This window comes from Nitrosomonas sp. (genome assembly GCF_024282095.1).
Classification (GTDB): Bacteria; Pseudomonadota; Gammaproteobacteria; order Burkholderiales; family Nitrosomonadaceae; genus Nitrosomonas.
In genome coordinates this window covers 1-19,630 of record NZ_JAMWZS010000047.1, presented here as the reverse complement: position 1 = coordinate 19,630, position 19,630 = coordinate 1, and the positions used below count along the sequence as shown (strand labels likewise).

Below are 19,630 nucleotides of genomic sequence, written 5' to 3'. Positions count from 1 at the left end.
AACATCATAAAAGAGTCTCACACATCGGTTATCAACTTCCACCAATTCATATTTTTGGCAATGTAACGCCGTGCTGTCCTTGGTATTTACCGCCGCGATCTTTGTAGGAAGTTTCACAGACTTCATTGGCTTCAAAGAAAATAACTTGCGCGACGCCTTTGTTGGCATAAATTTTTGCGGGTAGGGGGGTTGTGTTGGAAAATTCCAAAGTGACATACCCTTCCCATTCCGGTTCAAAAGGTGTGACATTGACGATAATGCCGCACCGGGCATAGGTTGATTTGCCTAAACAAATAGTCAGCACATTACGCGGGATGCGGAAATACTCAACGGTGCGGGCCAACGCAAAAGAATTGGGTGGAATGATGCACACATCACTTTTGACATCAACAAATGAATTGGAATCAAAATTCTTTGGATCGACAATGGTGGAGTTAATATTGGTAAATAACTTAAATTCATCCGAGCAACGGATATCGTAACCATAGCTTGAAGTGCCATAGGAAACAATCCGCTGGTCGTTTTTCTGACGAATCTGATCGGGTTCGAAGGGTTCGATCATGCCATACGTTTGTGCCATATGGCGTATCCACTTATCTGATTTAATCGTCATTCCTTAGCCTTTTCTAGTCATCTTCCATTACGATCTTGGCGAATAGTTCCGAGTGATCTTCAGCGGATTCAGTCACTTTAACAGCGATTCGCCGTGCAATAAGCCGGTAGATGCCCGCTATTTCTCCGTCCGGCTCAGCAACCACACTGGGTTTACCCCTATCCGTATGCTCGCGAATTTTGATATCGAGCGGCAATGCGCCCAAAAATTCCACATTGTAATCCTGGCACATCTTTTCTCCACCACCGGTTCCAAATATTGGTTCCGTGTGTCCGCATTGAGAACAGGTATGTGTGCTCATATTTTCCACAATGCCAAAAATCGGAATTCCCACTTTTTCAAACATTTTTAATCCCTTACGCGCATCGAGTAAAGCGATATCCTGTGGTGTGGTAACAATAACAGCGCCAGTTACGGGTATTTTTTGCGCAAGTGTGAGCTGGATGTCGCCGGTACCAGGTGGTAAATCGACGACCAAATAATCCAGATCTTTCCAGTTGGTATCGTTGAGCAATTGCTGCAAAGCCTGTGTAACCATCGGACCGCGCCAAACCATGGGAGTTTCCACATCAATCAACAGCCCAATAGACATGGCCTGGATACCATGTGCCAGAACGGGTTCCATAGTCTTGCCATTGAGCGATTTCGGGTGACTTGTGATTCCCAGCATTTGCGGTTGTGACGGGCCATAAATGTCCGCATCCAGAATTCCCACCGATGCGCCTTCCGCGGCTAATGCCAGAGCCAGATTGACTGCCGTCGCCGATTTTCCGACACCGCCCTTGCCGGATGCCACCGCAATGATATTTTTAACACCGGGAATGAGTTTGACGCCGCGTTGCACGCTGTGTGGAATAATTTTGCTGCTGATTGTCACCTGAATATTTCCGATGTCGGGAATTGACTGTAGTGCCGCAACAATCTGCTTCTGGACGTTGTCTTTGACGCTATTGGCCGGATAACCCAATTCGATGTCAATGGATACATTATTTTGATCAATCTGAATGGTATGCACTGCTTGTGCGGTAACGTAATCCTTGCCTGTGGTTGGATCGATGGTTTGTCCGAGTATGGATTGTATATGTTGCTCAGAAATGGTCACTGCAGAACTCCTTTTTGCTGCTGGTTAGCGATTAACAATTTAATAAAGGGATGGTAACAAATATCAGGAATGCGCACACAGTTTGTTACAATTAGCCTTTATTCAATCCGGTTTGCGAACAGCTAATGAACAAGCGAAAAATTCTGGTCACCTCTGCGTTGCCTTATGCCAATGGCAGCATCCATTTAGGCCATTTGGTGGAATATATTCAAACGGATATATGGGTGCGATTTCAGAAAATGCGCGGGCATACGGTTTATTATGTATGCGCGGACGATACGCATGGCACGCCGATCATGCTGCGTGCGGAAAAAGAAGGCATTACGCCGGAAGCTTTGATTGCACGCGTACACGATGAACATTTCGGGGATTTTGCCGGCTTTCACATCCAGTTTGATAACTATTACAGCACCCATTCGACGGAAACGCGGCATTTTTCCGAAGATATCTACGGCAAGCTCAAGGCTGCCGGTTTGATCGCGGTGCGCGGCATCGAGCAGCTTTACGATCCGGTCAAGAATATGTTTCTGCCCGACCGCTTTGTCAAAGGGGAATGCCCGAAATGCGGCGCCAAAGACCAGTACGGTGATTCTTGCGAAGCGTGCGGCGCGGCTTATGCGCCGACGGAATTAAAAAATCCGTATTCGTCCGTTTCCGGCGCCAAGCCGGTCAAGAAATCATCGGAACATTATTTTTTCAGTCTGTCGGATCCGCGCTGCGCGGATTTTTTGCGCCGCTGGACTCGGGAAGCGGATCATTTGCAGCCCGAAGCTGCCAATAAAATGCGTGAATGGCTGGGTGAAGCGGGGGATAACAAGCTTTCCGATTGGGATATTTCGCGTGATGCGCCTTATTTTGGTTTTGAAATACCTGATGCGCCGGGTAAGTATTTTTATGTCTGGCTGGATGCGCCGGTTGGTTATATGGGTAGCTTCAAGCATTTGTGCGCACGGGAACACATCGATTTTGACGCATTCTGGCAGCAAGCATCGGATACCGAGCTGTATCATTTTATTGGTAAGGATATTCTGTATTTTCATGCATTGTTCTGGCCTGCGATGTTGCAAAATGCCGGCTACCGCACACCCACAAAGATTTTTGCGCATGGCTTTCTCACCGTGAATGGTGAAAAAATGAGCAAATCCCGTGGCACGTTCATCACAGCGGAAAGCTATTTGAAGCAAGGCCTGAATCCGGAATGGCTGCGCTATTACTACGCGGCAAAACTCAACAGTACGCTGGAAGATATCGATTTGAATCTGGAAGATTTTGTCGCGCGCGTCAATTCCGATCTGGTCGGTAAGTTTATTAATATCGCCAGCCGCTGCGCGGGTTTTATCAGCAAACGCTTTGATGGCAAGCTTGCGGATGGTGCGCAGTATCAACAATTGCGATCCTTGGTGGATGAACGCTTTGCCACTTGGCGGCCAGCGCACATTGAAAAAGCGTTTGAAGACAGGGAATTTGCCGCTGCCATTCGTCATATCATGAAATTTGCCGACGAGGCGAACGAAATGATTCACGAACTGGCGCCATGGGAAATCGCCAAGCACCCGGATCGCAATGATGAATTGCAGCGTATTTGCAGCTTGGGCATTCAACTGTTTTATCTATTGTCGCGCTACCTGAAACCGATCTTGCCGGAAACGGTGAAGCAGATTGAGGTTTTTCTGAATTGTGCACCGCTGACGTGGCCTGAATTGGGTGAGGGGCAGCCGGTGTCGGATTTATTGTTGCCCGCAGGACATACCATCCATGTCTATCAACATTTGATGACACGCATTGATGCCAAACAAATTGATGCATTGATCGCCGCCAACACGCAAAGCCTGGCATCCGCCGGTCAAACCGATTCTCCCGTGCGGCATGCGCAAAAGCAGCAACATGCTGTGACGCCTATTGCCGAGACGATCTCCATCGATGACTTTAACAAAATTGATTTGCGCGTGGCAAAAATTGTCAATGCCGAGCATGTGCCGGGTGCGGAAAAATTGCTGAAGTTAACGCTGGATATCGGCAATGAACAACGCACGGTATTCGCCGGTATTAAGTCAGCCTATGACCCGGAGCAATTGACAGGGCGTTATACCGTCATGGTGGCAAATCTTGCCTCGCGGCAAATGAAATTCGGATTATCGGAAGGCATGGTACTGGCAGCCGGTGGCGGCAATCCGGGCGAGTTATTCATTCTTTCGCCCGATACTGGCGCACAACCGGGAATGCGGGTTAAATAACCGGCATCGCGTCGATGGATCTGGCAGAACACATCAGGCAGCGCGAGCTTGCGTTGTTGCACACCGATCTGGCGGCAAATCCTGCGTTGATTGATGAACTGTTGTCTGCCGACTTTGAAGAAATCAGCAGCAGCGGGGAAGTGAATGCAAGAAATGACGTGGTCAACTGGTTGCTGAGCAAGGATCAGCATAGTCAATGGATATTGGCGGATTTTAGAATCAGAGTGCTAGCCGATGATTGGGTGTTGGCGCACTATACCGCACAAAAGCGCGATGATCCGAATGTCACCAGCACAGGATCGATGAGAACCTCGATTTGGCAACATCAGGGGAATCATTGGAAAATGGTATTTCATCAGGCATCCAGGAAAAGTTAACGTTTCGAATAACAGGAGAATGCAGTGGAACTCAACGAAGAGCAGCAACTCACCGAAATCAAAGCCAACCTTGCAACCGTCCAGCAACGCATCGTCGATACTTGCAAGCGAATTGGTCGCGATCCCGCCAGCGTGCGGCTTTTGCCGGTCACGAAAACCGTATCGGCTGAAAGGCTGCATATTGCCTATGCAGCAGGTTGCCTTGAGATGGGAGAAAACAAAATCCAGGAAGCTCGCGAAAAATCCGAAGCGCTGCAAGACCTGAACATCAAATGGTCGATCATCGGTCATCTGCAAACCAATAAAGCCAAATACCTGGCGCGCTTTGCCAATGAATTTCAAGCGCTCGACAGCCTGAAAGTCGCCGAAGAGCTTGATAAACGTCTACAAAATGAAGGACGGGCAATTGATGTCTACGTGCAAGTCAACAGCTCCGGCGAAGAAAGCAAATTCGGCCTGCCGCCGGAAGCCGTGCGCGATTTTGTCCAGCACTTGCCGCAATTTTCATCGCTACGCATCAAGGGCTTGATGACGCTCGCCATCTTCTCATCCGATCACGATCGTGTGCGCGAATGCTTTATCAAAATGCGGGAGATCCAAGCCATGCTGCGCCAGGAAGCGCCGGCAGGATTGTCGTTTGATGAACTGTCGATGGGTATGTCGGGAGATTATGAACTGGCGATTGAAGAAGGCGCAACCGTTGTGCGCGTCGGACAAGCCATTTTCGGTAAGCGGCCATTGCCGGATAGTCACTACTGGCCGGGGCTTGGTTAAAGAATAAGCAGCGAGGGTTTGCGAGCCCAAACGCAGGTAAGCGGCTGTATGGCGGTTTATGGCGTACAGTCCCCAACAACTTTCGCACTATTGGCAGGCCGCTGAAAAACGTTCTCGAGGCAGCCGATACCAGGCAAAAACAGGTGGGAAAGCGCGGTTTATGCGTAATCAATGGGCATTTTGAGCTTGTTTCTAGCACCGTAGCGGCAACGCAGATCGTTTTTCGATGCCTGTTAGAAATAATTGGAAAATTGTGTTGTATTTTGTACATTATCTGAAGTAATGCCACGTCATTTGCGTGGTATTGGTTGAATACTATTGAGTTTGTAAGATAATAAGAAACAATTCTAATGCGCTGATAGAAGATTAAAATCGCAGAGTCATTATGAATTAATAAATTATCTGACTTGAGTTCAGTAAAAGCCAATCTCTTATGCTTATCTTTTTCTCACAAGAAAAGACCGATTTCTCAGATCAATATAGCGCCTTTGATATTCGGTTTTTCAGTGATTTTTCAGCGTGGGAAAAGAGTCGGATCATTCCGTCAGCTTTTTTCGTTGACGGGAAAGACAAGCACTATACGTCTGCTATTCTTGCGAAAATCCGCAGAGATAATGAAGTATTTGCATCGTTATGCTTTGCAACGGAATCAATCGCATTATCCGATAGTCAACTGTTAGACGGACAATCACCACAGCCGCTGATTCTGCAGGAAAAGATCGATCAGTTTGAAGATTTGCTGAAGTCGCTGAAGGATAATGAAACTTATCTCACACACCAAGGGCGATTGATTAAATACTTATGGCTGCGTCCTAATTTTATTCTCCAACCCTATCATGAATGGCAGTATCCGCGTTTTTACCATTATCCTTTACTCGAAGCACTGAGCCTGGACCAATACGATTCCTTTGAATGGTTGAGGAATCTTGCCAATGCCAAAATAATTGAAGCCACAACATTGATTGACCGGCAGAGAGAATGTGTTCATTGTCGCTCTTCTCATCTAAGTTTTATTGATGTTTGTCCAAATTGCTCTGCTATTGATATCAAATTACAACCTTCCCTGCATTGTTTCACCTGCGGTTGTGTGGATGCGCAAGATAAATTCATGCAGGGCGGTGCGCTGGTTTGTCCCAAATGCCATACGCATTTACGCCATATCGGCAGTGATTATGACCGGCCGCTTGAGAACTATCGCTGTCAAGCCTGTCATCAATCATTTATAGAAGGTGACGTACAAGTCCGCTGCGCGATGTGTGAGAAAGCAATGAATCCTAGTGAGTTGATCCTCAATGAGGTTCACAGCTGGCGATTAAGCGATAAAGGCAGAACGATAGCGTTTCGTGGTGAAGTTTTTGATTTGTCTTCAGGTTTTGACCAACTGGATTTTATTTCCAAAGAGCTATTTATTCATGATCTCGATTGGATGATGGTCATGGCACGTCGCTATCCCAACATAAACTTCAGTTTGTTTGGCGTTTATTTTGCAAATCTGCCTGATTTGGTAGCGCTCTTCAATCATGCAAAATTATTGCAAATGCTTGAGTCCTTCGCGCAACGATTAAGAAATCTGTTACGTACTCCTGATCTTTCCACGCGCACTTCAGAAAACATGTTGTGGTTGTTGCTGCCTAATACCGACGAACAAGGACTGAGCGGTTTTCATAAGCGCATAGAAAGCAATATGAGTTTGCTATTGGAAGAGAGCAATTATAAATTGGATTTTCGATTTGTCAGCGTGACCTCGCAGAAACTATCCAGTAAGGAAAACGCTGAACTTCTCCTGGCTCGTCTTTTCGGTGAATTATCGTAGTTCATGGAAAATCTGATTCAAGCCTGGTATGTTTTCCTGATCGCAATTTCGCATCAACAAGATGTGCATTACGTGTTGATGCTGATCCCGCTGGTATTGTTTTTTGAACTGCCGCTTTATTTTGTCAATTGGATGGGAGTTATTCGCTATCTCGTTAAAGATGCGGTGGCAGCGCCTTTTTCCCCGCCGTATTATCCGCGCGTAACGTGTGCAATCACTTGTTATGCCGAAGGCAAGGCCGTGCAAAATACGGTGATTTCTTTACTGGAACAGGTATATCCGGGACATATTGAAATCATTGCGATGGTGGACGGTGTGCAAAGAAATATGGCAACTTACCAGGCTTTGAAAGCACTGTATCCGCTGATTTCCAATTATCCGCAACGGTCGTTGGTCATCATCCCAAAAATTCAACGTGGTGGTCGGGTTTCTTCTTTGAACGCAGGCCTCAGCCGTGCGCAAGGGGAAATTTTTCTTGCATTGGACGGTGATACGTCGTTCGATAATCAGATGGTTGATCATGCGGTTGCTCATTTTCGCAATCCCAATGTAGTGGCCGTTACGGGGACGATGCGCGTACGCAATGCCAGGAATACCATCATGACAAGGCTGCAAAGTCTTGAGTATATGTTGACCATGCAGGTGGGTAAGCTGGGTTTTGCGAAGCTGAATGTGATCAATAACGTACCGGGGGCGTTTGGTGTTTTTAGAAAATCGTTTATTCAGCAGATCGGGGGGTGGAATACCGGGACTGCGGAAGATCTTGATTTGACGATGCGCATCAAGAAATATCACATGCGCTACCCGAAGCTGCAGATCGAATTTGAACCGGGAGCAGTGTCACATACCGATGTACCGGAAAGTTTTCGAGGTTTTCTCAAGCAACGACTGAGATGGGATGGCGATCTTTGGTATATCTATTCGAATAAGCATAAATCCGGTATTTCTGCAGCGATGATGGGCTGGGGCAATTTTATATTTCTGCTGTGGTACGGTATTTTGTTTCAGATTGTCATGCCTTTTGCCATCGTGATTTATACAATCTACATGGCAATCAAGCTGCCGTTGCATGTCTTCCTACTCAGCATGATATTGGTTTATCTATTCTATTTATGTTTGATTCTGGTCCAGTTTGTTTTTTATCTGCTGGCGATTTCAGACAGGAAACGGGAAGATTGCAATGCGTTTCTGGTTCTCCCGATTTATCCGCTGCTGCAATTTGTTGCCCGCATCTGGAGTGCATATGCAATTCTGAATCAGATTTTCAATAAGGGTCACTTGGATTCTTCGATGGCACCATTGTGGGTACTCAAGAAAGGCAAACAGTGAAACTATATTTTCTCCCCATACTGGCACTTTTACTGATACTCACAAAAAGCGCCGCTGCGGAAGTAAGAATGCTCGCTGACTTTTACTTGCACCGCGATCAAGCCGCATCGGTTCTGAAAGTACAAGCTGATTTAGAAGCGCAGCGTTCTAATTTACTGGCTCATGAGGCGCAGAAAGGCTGGGAATTATTCGGCGGAGTTTCCGGCGGCTATCAGAAAAGCCCTTTTGCCAGAGAACCTTTCGGGCATTTCTTTGATCCTTTGGCGCGAATTGGTCTGCGTTATCCTTTGCTGGGCAGTGCAGAACGACAACAACGTGCCATTGAAGATGCCGCAACCCAGGTGAAAATTGAAGGTATCCGTCTGGATTGGAGCAGGTGGCTGGCAGCGCTCTTTTTGGAAGAGAATTATGCCGCGTATTGGAGTGCGCAGAAAATGCTGGTTTTGACGGATGCCTATATTCGATTGCGACATGAAGGCATTGAGCGTCTATTGCTCAAACGCCAAGAAGCGGGTCTGCTGTTTATGTCGGATTATCTCGAATTTCTTTCCGCTTTTGATCAAGCGCAGCGTACGCAAATAGAATTCAGCAATAATAAGAATCAGGCATTGATGCGATTGGCGCATCTAACGAATTCAGTCGTGATGCCATTCGAAGCGGTCAAGCCGCCGTTGGGTGAAATCGCAACGACCATTGTGAGTGACATCGAACAGCCGGATTTAAGGATATTGCAAGCACAAATCGATCATCTCCAAACGATTAGAGAAACTGAAAACTGGCAAGGTATCGATTCGGATTTCTCTATGACGGCCTTTGGCGGCCCTGCGATTCCCCATCCGTCGCCAGATGCGGCTCAGCTCGGTTATGGCGGTGCAGTTGGTTTTAACTTCAGAATGCCGCTTGAGATCATCAGCTACCGTAAAAATGAACAATCGCGTTTGAATAGTCAATTGATCAGCTTACGAGAGGATTACACGCGTCGCGATCAGGAATTGCAGCATGAATTTCAATCTCTCCTCAATAGCTATCAGCAACTGACCCAGCAAATCAAATTTCAGCGTACGCGCCTTGAGGCTGCACGTGAATTGATACGCGAACGCTATCTGCGTTTGCAAATCATGGATGGCGATGTGATTGAAAAATATTTTCAGGCCATCAATACCTATTACCGCGTTGCCATTGAGAACGTGGCGGCGGAATCGGAGCACTGGAAGCTTCATATTCGTTTGCGTCAATTTATTATGTTGCCGGAAGCTAAAGGAAAAGACGCGTATCCGGAAATCAGCGTGCTGACATTGATTGAGCCATTGCAGCAGGTCAAGCGGTTTCTTGCGGGTGGAGAAATGCCCAGTGCATCGACGCAACAGACCCAGCAGCCTTTGCTGCGTGCTGTGCAATTTGTTCCTGATCAATTCGCAGTCTATGTCTGGAATTTTAATCACACCATGACGCAACCGGAATTTTGGACGAGAAAACCAGTGAATGAAGTCAATCGTTTTCTTATTTCGTTGAATGCGCGGCAAATTGCTGCGACGGTAGCGGATCCTGCGAGTTTAGAGAGATTTCTGGGTGATGGGCGCCGTCATGGAAAAAAAATTGAGTTGCTTTTAGGTGATCCGGATTGGATTTTGCCTAAGTATCGCAAGAATTTGCTGCAAATCATCCATAGCCTCAGCGCAATTGATTTTGATGGCCTGCATCTGGATATTGAGCCTGATCAACTGGTGTCTCAATTGACCGGCGCGGATCGATTGGAACAATTCATCGAGACCATTCGTCAGGTGACCGCTATTTCGCCTTGGCCGGTCGGTATCAGTATTCATCCCCGTTATCTGGCGAGAAAATCATCCTATGGCTTATGTATGCCTTGCAAATTTGCGGAAGCTGGCGTCCGGGAAGTTGGGGTCATGTATTACACCATGAATATAGAGAAAATTGTGACAACACTGAAGTCGGCCATGCGGCAACATCCTAATCTGACATTCAGCCTTGCACAAAGCGTGGAACCTGAGCTGGGGCCGGAGAATAGCTATGCGAACAAACCGCAGCGGTATTTCAACGATGCAATGCAGCAACTTCAGAATCAATTACAAGCACCTAATTTTGGTGGGCTCATCATTCAGTCATGGCTGGACCTGAGGAATTATCTGCATGAAAATCCGCTTTAATCAACCGGAAAGTAAAAATCCGCATGATGATCGAGGCTTGCGCATTCGATATAGTGACGCCAAACGTCCCGGCAGGCCTTGGCGCTGGTATTTGATATTAGCGATTTCCGGTTTACCGTTAATCTACCTGATAGGGCTTGTGGTATGGGAACAGGTCACTGTTGAGGCAAGCGGGCGGATCAGGGTGCCGAATTTTACCGTTCGGAGCGCTGTTGACGGATATGTTGAGCAGATATTCGTAAAACCGCTGCAGACAGTTGCTACAGGTACGCAGTTGGCCCAACTGGTAAATGATTCATTGCAGAATAATCACGATCGCATGCAAATTGAACTTCAATTACTGGAGAACGAAAAGCAAAAGTTGTTACTGCACAACGATCATTCCAGGTCCAGTACAGCACAGTTATTGAAATTTGCACAGGAACAGAGAGATTTTTCATATAAACGCTTGCGACAGTATGAATCATTATTCGCACAAGGAGCGGCGACACAAGCTGAAATTGCGGCAGCCCGGAGTCAGTTCAACGCAGCGCTTGAGAATTTGGCGGCACAAGAGAAAGCACATAACCAGGAACAAAGTTTAGCGCCGGAGATGCGCCGGATTACACAGCAAATGAGTCAGATAGCACTGGAGTTTGAAAAAACTCAGGATCAGATACAACAATTAAATCTCGTCGCTCCCGCAACAGGATTGGTGACTGAGTTGTTTATGCAACCTGGAGAATATTTGGGTCGGGGCCAGGCATTACTTGAGATCATTTTTCCTGAGAAGGTATATATTGATGCATTTATCCCACCCAAATACCAGGACTATGCGGTAGTCGGCCAAACTGTGATGGTGAAATTCCCGAATGGCGAAACAGCAAAAGCGAAGATAATTTCCGTTCCGGGCGTTATGCAAAAATTATCTTCTGTAGAAAGCAATCCGCTGGAACCGGTGCGTTCCGCAATACTGGCACAAATGGAATTTGTCGAGACCGTCACAAGCCGATTGATGAATGGCATGCCCGTCGATATTTATTTTTACTGATCATAGTACCCATTTCCTAGGCAAGATCACGCGATTAATTGTGCTATCCAGGACAAATGTCCTAATAAATTTGGCGTGATTGTCCTATTGAATTAAATTGCCCCAATCAGTTACAGTCAAATTGTTGGCAAAGAGCAAAGGTTATTAATAAGTCTTTGTTCAATAAAAATTCTTATAATTTATGAAGGGGCAATTCGATGGCAAACATAACGGGAACGAATGGTAATGACACGATTACCTTAGCCTTGGTATCGGCCGGGGTTGTAGGGGGTGTAGCCACTATTGGCGATGACTCAATTTCAGCACAAGACGGTAATGACACGATAGAGAGCGGTGGCGGCAATGATTTCATCGACGCCGGCGATGGTGACGACACCATCAACGGCGGTGATGGCAACGACTCGATTTTCGGTCGTGATGGCAGCGATAATATTACTGGTGGCCTTGGCAATGACAACATCGACGCTGGTGGAGGTGCTGACACGGTTACCGCTGGCGATGGCGATGACACAATCCAGGTGAATACTCAGTTTGTGAGTGTCAACGGAGGACTAGGTACCGATACGTTGTTTATATCGGGTACCACAGGTCGAACACTGAATCTTGCGGCTGTTGGTATCGAACGCATCCAGCAAGGCAGTGAAGGCGCTGATACATTTGATGGTTCCGGAATGGCTGTGGCCCTCACGCTCAATGGAAACGGCGGCAATGATACGCTCACCGGCGGCAGTGCCAATGACAGTATCAATACCGGATCGGGGAATAATACGGCGAATGGCGGTGCTGGCGATGATTCAATCAGCGCCAGTTCCGGAAACGATACGTTGAACGGTGGTGACGGTAACGATTTCATCGGTGCCGGCGAAGGAAATAACACTTTGGACGGTGGAGCGGGCAACGATACATTATTTACCGGCAGTGGGACAGACAATATCCTCGGCGGTTTGGGCAACGATAACATCAATGCAGGCACAGGTGCCGATACCGTCAATGCCGGTGATGGAGACGATACGATTCAGGTAAGCGATCAATTTGTGAGTATCAACGGGGGAACGGGTACCGATACTTTGTTCTTATCGGGCACCACAGGCCGGACCATTGATCTGGCATTGACCAGTATCGAACGCATTCAGCAAGGCAGTGAAGGCGATGACATATTCAATGGCGCTGCGCTGGCAATCGCATTGACTATTAATGGAAATGGCGGCAACGATACGCTTACCGGTGGTGGTGGGGCTGATAGCATCAACGCTGGAGAGGGAAATAACACTGTCGTTGGTGGCAATGGCAATAACAGTATCTCAGCCGGAGGCGGGAACGATAACATTACCAGTGGATTAGGCAATGACAGTATCAGCTCGGGAGGAGGGGACGACACGATCAATGCCGGTAATGGAGACGATTTTGTTAATGCCGGCGACGGTACCAATACTGTCATCGGAGGACTGGGGAACGACTCTATTTTTGCGGGAAGCGGGGTTGATAACATCACGGGTGGAACAGGAAACGATAGTATCAATGCAGGCAGCGGTGCCGATACGGTAAGTGCTGGTGATGGGGATGACACAATCCAAGTAAGTACGCAATTCGTCAGTATTCTGGGAGGAACGGGAACTGACACCTTGTTTCTATCAGGCACGACGGGTCGGACGATTAACCTCGCTACTACCGGTATAGAGCGCATTCAACAAGGTAGTGAAGGTGCTGATACATTCAACGGCGGTACTATGGCCGTATCGGTTACCATCAACGGAAATGGCGGCAATGATGTTATTACCGGGGGTAGTGCATCCGATATCTTAGGTGGCGGTGAAGGAAACAATAATATTGTTGCAAATGCCGGCGACGATAGCATCTCTGGCGGCGGTGGGAACGATACGATCGATGCCGGCGACGGTAACGATTTCGTTAATGCCAGTGAGGGAGATAACAGTATCGTGGGAGGAAATGGAAACGATACCCTGTTAGCCGGAAGCGGCATTGATACCATTACCGGCGGCATCGGAAATGACAATATTAACTCCGGAACGGGTGCCGATAGCGTTAATGCGGGCGACGGTGACGATACGATTACCGTAAGTGATCAAGTGGCGAGTGTCATTGGTGGCTTGGGAACCGATACGCTGATTGTGAACGGTGCAACCGGAATAACCATCAATCTCAACACAGCTGGAATCGAAGTCTTTCATGGTGGGGATGGATCGGATAATGTTGATGGATCGGCTGTAGCTGGTAATCTGACAATTAACGGTAACGCAGGAGCGGATACTTTGGCTGGCGGTAATGGCACTGATAATATCAATGGCGGTTCCGGTGCTGATACGCTACGTGGCAATGCTGGTAACGATACACTCAATGGCGGCAGCGGAGCGGATACGTTGCTAGGTTTGGCAGGAACTGATTTTTTGATTGGCGGCACGGGAGGGGATCTGATCCGGTTTACCGCTGCCGGGGATTCAGTTGTCGGTGTGGGACGCGATATCATATCCGGGTTTGACGCTGTGGGAGCCGGTGTTCAAGATCGGGTCGATGTCAATGCAATCGACGCAAATACTGCAGTTGCAGGAAATCAGAATTTTACATTTATTTCGACGGCAGCGTTTTCAGCCGCTGGTCAAATCAGAGTCATTGATTTCGGTGGCGATACTATCATTCAAGGAAATATTGATGCCGGTCTGGCGGCAGACTTCGAAATCCAAGTGCAGGATGGCGTTGCGGTAGCTATCAATTGGGTGGCAGGAGACTTCTTCCTATAATTTTTTTGCGTGTGACCGGTAGTTGGCAATTCGGTGCAAGTAAAGGGGGGCTGTCCTGTGACAGCGCCCCTTATATTTTCCGTTAAGCACACTGTAATGGTAATTTTATTGTCTTGTACAAACTGACTAAGTTATTCACTTACTGTGAGAGCAAGCTTGCCTAGCGGATGATTGTGTTCAAGAAAGTGTTGCGCTGTCGCAGCTTTTGCCAAATCAAAGCACTGTGCGATTTTAATGGTCAGTTTGTTTTCATCGAATAATGTGGCGCATTGCCGCAATATTTCGGCCTGATGCAATTTAGCGTCTTCCAGTTCCATCCAAACCGGGGACAGCATCAGTTCAAGACTGAAGCGCACATTACGCAATCGTGCGTCATTCCAGTTGGTGTCAGGGCCGGGCTGCAGAATCGTCACGACATCACCATAATATTTGACGCAGCTAAAACAGCTTTGCAGCACGTTTGCGCCAACGGTATCAAATGCGACATCCACGCCTTTGCCGGCGGTCCATTGCAATACTTCCGCAACGACGTCTTGTGTCTGATAATTGATAATTTTATCGACACCCAGATGCTTCACAAAATCGGCTTTTTCATCACTGCTTATGGTTGTGATCACTTTGGCACCAACCAATTTTGCCAATTGAATGGCGGCATGACCTACGCCACCGGCACCTGCATGGATCAATATTGTCTGGCCGCTGGTGATATGCGCCCGATCATATAATGCTTCCCATGCGGTGATGAAAACCAGCGGCACTGCCGCGGCCTGTTCGAATGATAATGAACGTGGTTTCAATGCAAGTAAACTTGCATCAACCAGCGCGTATTCAGCGTAAGTACCTTGGCGATTATTGAATCCCGGTTGTGAAAAATAAACTTCATCCCCAGGCTTGAAGTTTTGCACATGATGCCCGACAGCTTGTACGACTCCGGCGCCATCGCAGCCCGGTATCACCGGAAAGGAAACAGGAAAACGCTCTGGTGCAGTGCGAATTTTGCTGTCAATTGGATTGATGCCGATGCCTTTAATATGCACCAATACCTGATGATCACCACACGAATCGGGAGATTTGACATCACCATAACGCAAAACACTGACTAGGCCACCTTGTTCAAGGTATACCGCTTTCATAACGACCTCCACTATTATTTTTTAGTCTATCAAATTCTAACAGGCCGTTGAAAAACTATCTGCGTTGTCGCTACGGTGTTAGAAACAGGCTAAAAATGCTCATTTATCACGGATAAACCGCGCTTCCTCACCTGTTTTTGCCTGGTATCGGCCCGCCTCGAGAGCGTTTTTCAACTGCCTGCTAATGAAGCTTGTAGTACGAAAGTCACAAGAAAATCATCATTCATAAGAATTCATTTTATATTCTGATAGTTCCGGAATCATGTCTAACATTTTACAAAGAGTTTACAGTTTCTTCACAATTGCGCTGTCTCTTCGTTCTATAGTTAAGCCATAAACAATCTTTATTCTATTAGCACTACAGTTATTGATTTAATTTAGGAGACGATATGGCAACGATATCTTTTCTGGTTAACGGCGCAGAAATAAATCATGAGAAACCAAGGGCCTGGGTAACAATCGAAGAGATCGAAGATGGCTTATTGCTCTTCAGAGTTAAGCAAGTTGGTGGCGCCATGGGTAATTTGCACGGTATTTACTTTGATATGACCGATGAAAGTATTCTGAATACACTGAGAATCGCTGCTGTATCCAATAATATTTGTATTAGTGAGGATTCCGATAGTTGCTTGCAGAATGGCACTTATGCAAGTAACTCATTCGTAGCTGACAAAATTAAAGATACTGACCAGACGGCTGGGAAATCAAACGTTGGCAACGATGGAATCAGCAATTATAGCTTTACTGTACGCAGTACAGCGCGCGCACTTTCACTCTGCGATTTTTTTCGCATATACAGCTTGATTATTCGGAAGGCTATGGTGATTCCAGTACGATGAATAACGATGATGATAGTTCTCGGTGGCTGTACATGGGATTATTGTAAGTAATGAGAGCAGTATGAGTTTCTGATTTCCGTAAGCTATATCATAATGATTTATCACTAGAATTGAATCAATGACAGAATGGAACGTGTGTTTGGTTTAGCGGGTGTGCTATAGAATTTTTGAAATCTGCTGAAATTTTTCATAAATTTATTAGCAAAGAGATGCTTCGCCTCTTATCACCCGTTTTTTTTATCCCCGCAGCTTCAGCCGCTGTTTCGCCGCCCATGCAATTGCTCCAATGCCTGATATTTTGCATCTGTTTTATTTGTCGTTCGATCTTTTGATACCCATTGGTACAATAAAATCCTATTTTCCCCGTGCATCATCACAATAACCAATTCAAGTAATCGCTCATCTGAGTTCCCGAACTTTGAAGAATAGAGCTACATGCAATGTATTTTGCAAGCATGTCATAATCTTGTATTTAAATCATTAGTGAGGAAAAGCATGAGGACAGTACTCATTACCGGTGCCAATCGTGGTATTGGGCTTGAATTTGCCCGGCAATATGCCATGGACGGCTGGCGTGTTTTTGCTAGCTGTCGCAACCCGGCAGCAGCCGATACATTGAGTCACTTGGCCGCGCAATATCCAGACCGGGTAACTATTTATTCATTAAACGTTGCCAATCATCAGCAGATTGAACAATTGGCGCAAACATTATCCAATCAAGCAATTGATTTGTTAATCAATAATGCCGGCGTTTATCCACCAGGGCAGGGGGATATTTTTGGGAAAACAGATTATGCCGCCTGGACTCATACTTTTGAGGTCAACACCATGGCACCCCTCAGAATGGTCGAAGCGTTTATTCAACAAATTTCCAGCAGCCAACTCAAGACTATTATTACCGTCACCAGCAAGATGGGCAGCATCGCAGATAATCGTGGTGGCGGCAGTTATAGTTATCGTTCCAGCAAAGCGGCTGTCAATATCGTGATGAAAAGCTTGTCGATTGATCTGAATGCAAGCGGGATTATTGCAGTGCTGTTGCATCCGGGGTGGGTAAGAACCGATATGGGCGGCCCCAATGGATTAATCTCGGTTGAACAAAGTGTAACAGGCATGCGCCATGTCATTAGTCGTTTGAAATTTGAGGATTCCGGAAAGTTTTATGCATTCGATGGGCAAGTTGTACCTTGGTGACAATTTTTGACTCAACGCTTGTTCAACGCGCAAGGCAGCCGACACACCAGGCAGAAACAGATGAGAAGGCGCAGTTTATGCGTGATAAATGAGCATTTTGAGCCTGTTTTAACACCATAGCGGCAACGTAGTAGTTTCTCAACGGGCCTGCTAGGTTTAACTATTTAAATATATAATGGCATCAAGCTCAGGGTTTTTCATTGCTGCAATGTGAGAAAAGTCACATTAGAGATCTGTGAGTTATCATAAAGTCTATTTGGTTTTGCATCACTAAAAGATAAGAAGGTTCGATATTCTATCGACTTTTGTTCGTACTTTATGGAGGTTCGCTATGTCGCACATTCATTCGCAGTTTTCTGTTTTTAAAGCATTTAATCTCCTTTTATTGATCGCTGTTCTCGGTTTTTTTGGATGCAGTGATAAAATTAAAGGCCCTGTGTACCCACCAGAACCTAACAAGATTACCGACAAATCGGTTGTATTCAATGATATTGGGAAACTGGCTGGTCCATTTGCATTCACTAAAACGATGGATAGAATCGTCGCTACCGCGGGCGGAGCACCGACAACTTCAGTGTCGATGCTAAAAAGTATGAGAGATTCATTTGCGGCAAACTCATTTGTTCATCCAAGATCAGGTAAAACGATTGACGTCACCAGTCGCCCCCTTGAATCAGTGATTGATCCGGATGATTTACTGAATCCGGATTCTCCGGATGGCATGATTCCAGTCGGATTGTTCAATCGTTTTGACTTGGCGCCTGCCGATGGCAGCAATTGCGGTGAATACCGAATCGTTTATGCGAAAAGGACGAGCGGCGGTACGGATCGCATGACCATGATTTTTGAAGCCAGAATTCCTAATCCGGATCCAAGTAAAGGTTTGGCAGGATGTGCTCCGATAACCGATTTCTGGGCACAGCGTTCTAATGACACCGATGCAACGCAAACGGTGACCGAGTTGGAGAAATTCTATTACCAAGGGCTTGCGGGTGTTGAACCGGTTGTCATGGCTAAGAATTATGGCTTACCGCTGGGGCAACTACGCGTCAATTTGTTCAAAACGCCTAATCCTGGCCAGATTCGCTGGTCGTTACGTGAGTTTCTGGTAAATTTTGACCAGAACGGTCAGGCAATCTTTAAACCTGAACCGGTTGATGATTCACCGACTGCCGCCTTGTTTCGCGTTGCTGCGGGATTGCCTGCCGGATTTGATGAAACGGATCTCACTGATTTTCGCAATGCCTTCCTCGGGCAACCGCTGTGCAATCTGGTCAATCCGGATCGAATCAGTAAAAGCGCATCTCCGGCAGATATCATCAATGGTATCAGCGCGGGTTACGATCCCAAGTTTGATGATTTTGAATCAATTTCGCAAGGCGATGAAGACAATCCTGCCAGTAATACCGATGTGCTGTTGCTGGATCAAGTGCAAGCCCGTCTCGCCTCATTGACAGACCTCTCGGGTGTTTCGCGTGAGCAATTGATGAATCGTGCCGGAACCATGACATGCGGTGGTTGCCATGAATTTTCCACCGATAAGGATCTTGGTAATGGTGCTACTTGGCCTGCGAGTCTGCGCTTCGTGCATATTGATGAAAGCGGTAAATTATCACCGCTGCTAACGGATGTTTTTATTCCCAAGCGAGTACAGATTGCGCAGCAATTTAAAGAAAATCGTAATCCTTTTCAGCAAAATGCAGCATCTTGTCCTGGCGTAACTTCCGCTGTAAAGAAAGTTACACTGTCGAACGTAAAAGAAGCGCGTGCACATGATCTCTATAAAAATGTAGATACCGTTCATAACCAGATTCAGCAAATTATGCAAGAACCAGGTGCGCAAGAGAAATCTGAGAAATTGACCGCTGTACTTTCAGATCTTAAAGAAGCTGTTGATCGTGCGCGCAAACTGGAAAGCGCTACACAAGGCGCTTATACGTCGTCTCGCCGTACACATTAAATTGGATAATAAACTGCTTATGCTGCATAGCATAAGCAGTTTCTAATTACTGTGTGGCGGGGAAAAACGAGCTGGCTGGCGTTACAAAAGTAAATATAATCGAATTTCTTTTTGATACCCCGCTCTTGCAGCGGGGTCGTACATAATTTCCAGAAACACCTTTCGTAAGATTTAAGAAATCCCCAGTTTTACTTCAGAATGTCATGAAATTTTCCTACTTGCGGTGGTGAGACTAGGGTCTGTTGACAATTGAAGATAAGTATTTAATAGAAAGAGGCAAACTCGTAATATTGAGGTTCCTATACCAC

At 46.5% G+C, this 19,630-nt stretch carries 13 protein-coding genes and 1 pseudogene; 11 read left to right on the top strand and 3 right to left on the bottom strand.

Annotation, left to right across the window (positions count from 1 at the left end):
- Positions 1–46 precede the first annotated feature (46 nt).
- Positions 47–613: a dCTP deaminase gene (gene dcd / locus Q0K92_RS11575; protein ID WP_297325957.1), complete on the bottom strand. Its 567-nt coding sequence runs from the start codon at positions 611–613 to the stop codon at positions 47–49.
- Between the two features lie 13 nt (positions 614–626).
- Complete coding sequence (gene apbC, locus Q0K92_RS11570; protein WP_297325956.1) at positions 627–1,715, bottom strand: iron-sulfur cluster carrier protein ApbC; 1,089 nt, start codon at positions 1,713–1,715, stop codon at positions 627–629.
- Positions 1,716–1,828: 113 nt separating this feature from the next.
- On the opposite strand from apbC, the pseudogene metG reads away from it, so the two are divergent.
- From metG to Q0K92_RS11530, 8 genes and pseudogenes are all read left to right on the top strand, one after another.
- A pseudogene (gene metG / locus Q0K92_RS11565) lies at positions 1,829–3,949 on the top strand (methionine--tRNA ligase); the annotation flags it as partial.
- A gap of 14 nt (positions 3,950–3,963) precedes the next feature.
- Positions 3,964–4,326: a DUF4440 domain-containing protein gene (locus Q0K92_RS11560; protein ID WP_297325955.1), complete on the top strand. Its 363-nt coding sequence runs from the start codon at positions 3,964–3,966 to the stop codon at positions 4,324–4,326.
- A gap of 24 nt (positions 4,327–4,350) precedes the next feature.
- Entirely contained in the window at positions 4,351–5,100 is a 750-nt protein-coding gene (locus Q0K92_RS11555; RefSeq protein ID WP_297325954.1) for a YggS family pyridoxal phosphate-dependent enzyme, read from the top strand.
- A 433-nt stretch (positions 5,101–5,533) separates the two neighbouring features.
- Positions 5,534–6,913 (top strand): GGDEF domain-containing protein, encoded by a 1,380-nt coding sequence (locus Q0K92_RS11550; RefSeq protein ID WP_297325953.1) that lies wholly within the window; start codon positions 5,534–5,536, stop codon positions 6,911–6,913.
- Between the two features lie 3 nt (positions 6,914–6,916).
- Entirely contained in the window at positions 6,917–8,242 is a 1,326-nt protein-coding gene (locus Q0K92_RS11545; protein WP_297325952.1) for a glycosyltransferase, read from the top strand.
- Between the two features lie 68 nt (positions 8,243–8,310).
- Entirely contained in the window at positions 8,311–10,410 is a 2,100-nt protein-coding gene (locus tag Q0K92_RS11540) for a TolC family protein (RefSeq protein WP_297325951.1), read from the top strand.
- The gene (locus tag Q0K92_RS11535) at positions 10,394–11,440 is read left to right on the top strand and encodes an HlyD family efflux transporter periplasmic adaptor subunit (RefSeq protein WP_297325950.1); all 1,047 of its coding nucleotides are present in this window, start codon (positions 10,394–10,396) and stop codon (positions 11,438–11,440) included. The genes Q0K92_RS11540 and Q0K92_RS11535 overlap by 17 nt, the downstream gene beginning before the upstream one ends.
- Before the next feature lie 197 nt (positions 11,441–11,637).
- Positions 11,638–14,196: a calcium-binding protein gene (locus Q0K92_RS11530; RefSeq protein ID WP_297325949.1), complete on the top strand. Its 2,559-nt coding sequence runs from the start codon at positions 11,638–11,640 to the stop codon at positions 14,194–14,196.
- 131 nt (positions 14,197–14,327) lie between these two features.
- On the opposite strand, the gene Q0K92_RS11525 is transcribed toward Q0K92_RS11530, so the two are convergent.
- Positions 14,328–15,329 carry a zinc-binding dehydrogenase gene (locus tag Q0K92_RS11525; RefSeq protein WP_297325948.1) on the bottom strand — a complete coding sequence of 334 codons (1,002 nt, stop codon included), beginning with the start codon at positions 15,327–15,329 and terminating at the stop codon, positions 14,328–14,330.
- Between the two features lie 389 nt (positions 15,330–15,718).
- On the opposite strand from Q0K92_RS11525, the gene Q0K92_RS11520 reads away from it, so the two are divergent.
- The 3 genes from Q0K92_RS11520 (at position 15,719) to Q0K92_RS11510 (ending at position 19,322) form a co-directional block, all read left to right on the top strand.
- Entirely contained in the window at positions 15,719–16,168 is a 450-nt protein-coding gene (locus Q0K92_RS11520; RefSeq protein ID WP_297325947.1) for a hypothetical protein, read from the top strand.
- A 495-nt stretch (positions 16,169–16,663) separates the two neighbouring features.
- Positions 16,664–17,362 carry an SDR family oxidoreductase gene (locus Q0K92_RS11515; RefSeq protein WP_297325946.1) on the top strand — a complete coding sequence of 233 codons (699 nt, stop codon included), beginning with the start codon at positions 16,664–16,666 and terminating at the stop codon, positions 17,360–17,362.
- Between the two features lie 331 nt (positions 17,363–17,693).
- Positions 17,694–19,322 (top strand): hypothetical protein, encoded by a 1,629-nt coding sequence (locus tag Q0K92_RS11510; RefSeq protein ID WP_297325945.1) that lies wholly within the window; start codon positions 17,694–17,696, stop codon positions 19,320–19,322.
- Positions 19,323–19,630: the final 308 nt, after the last annotated feature.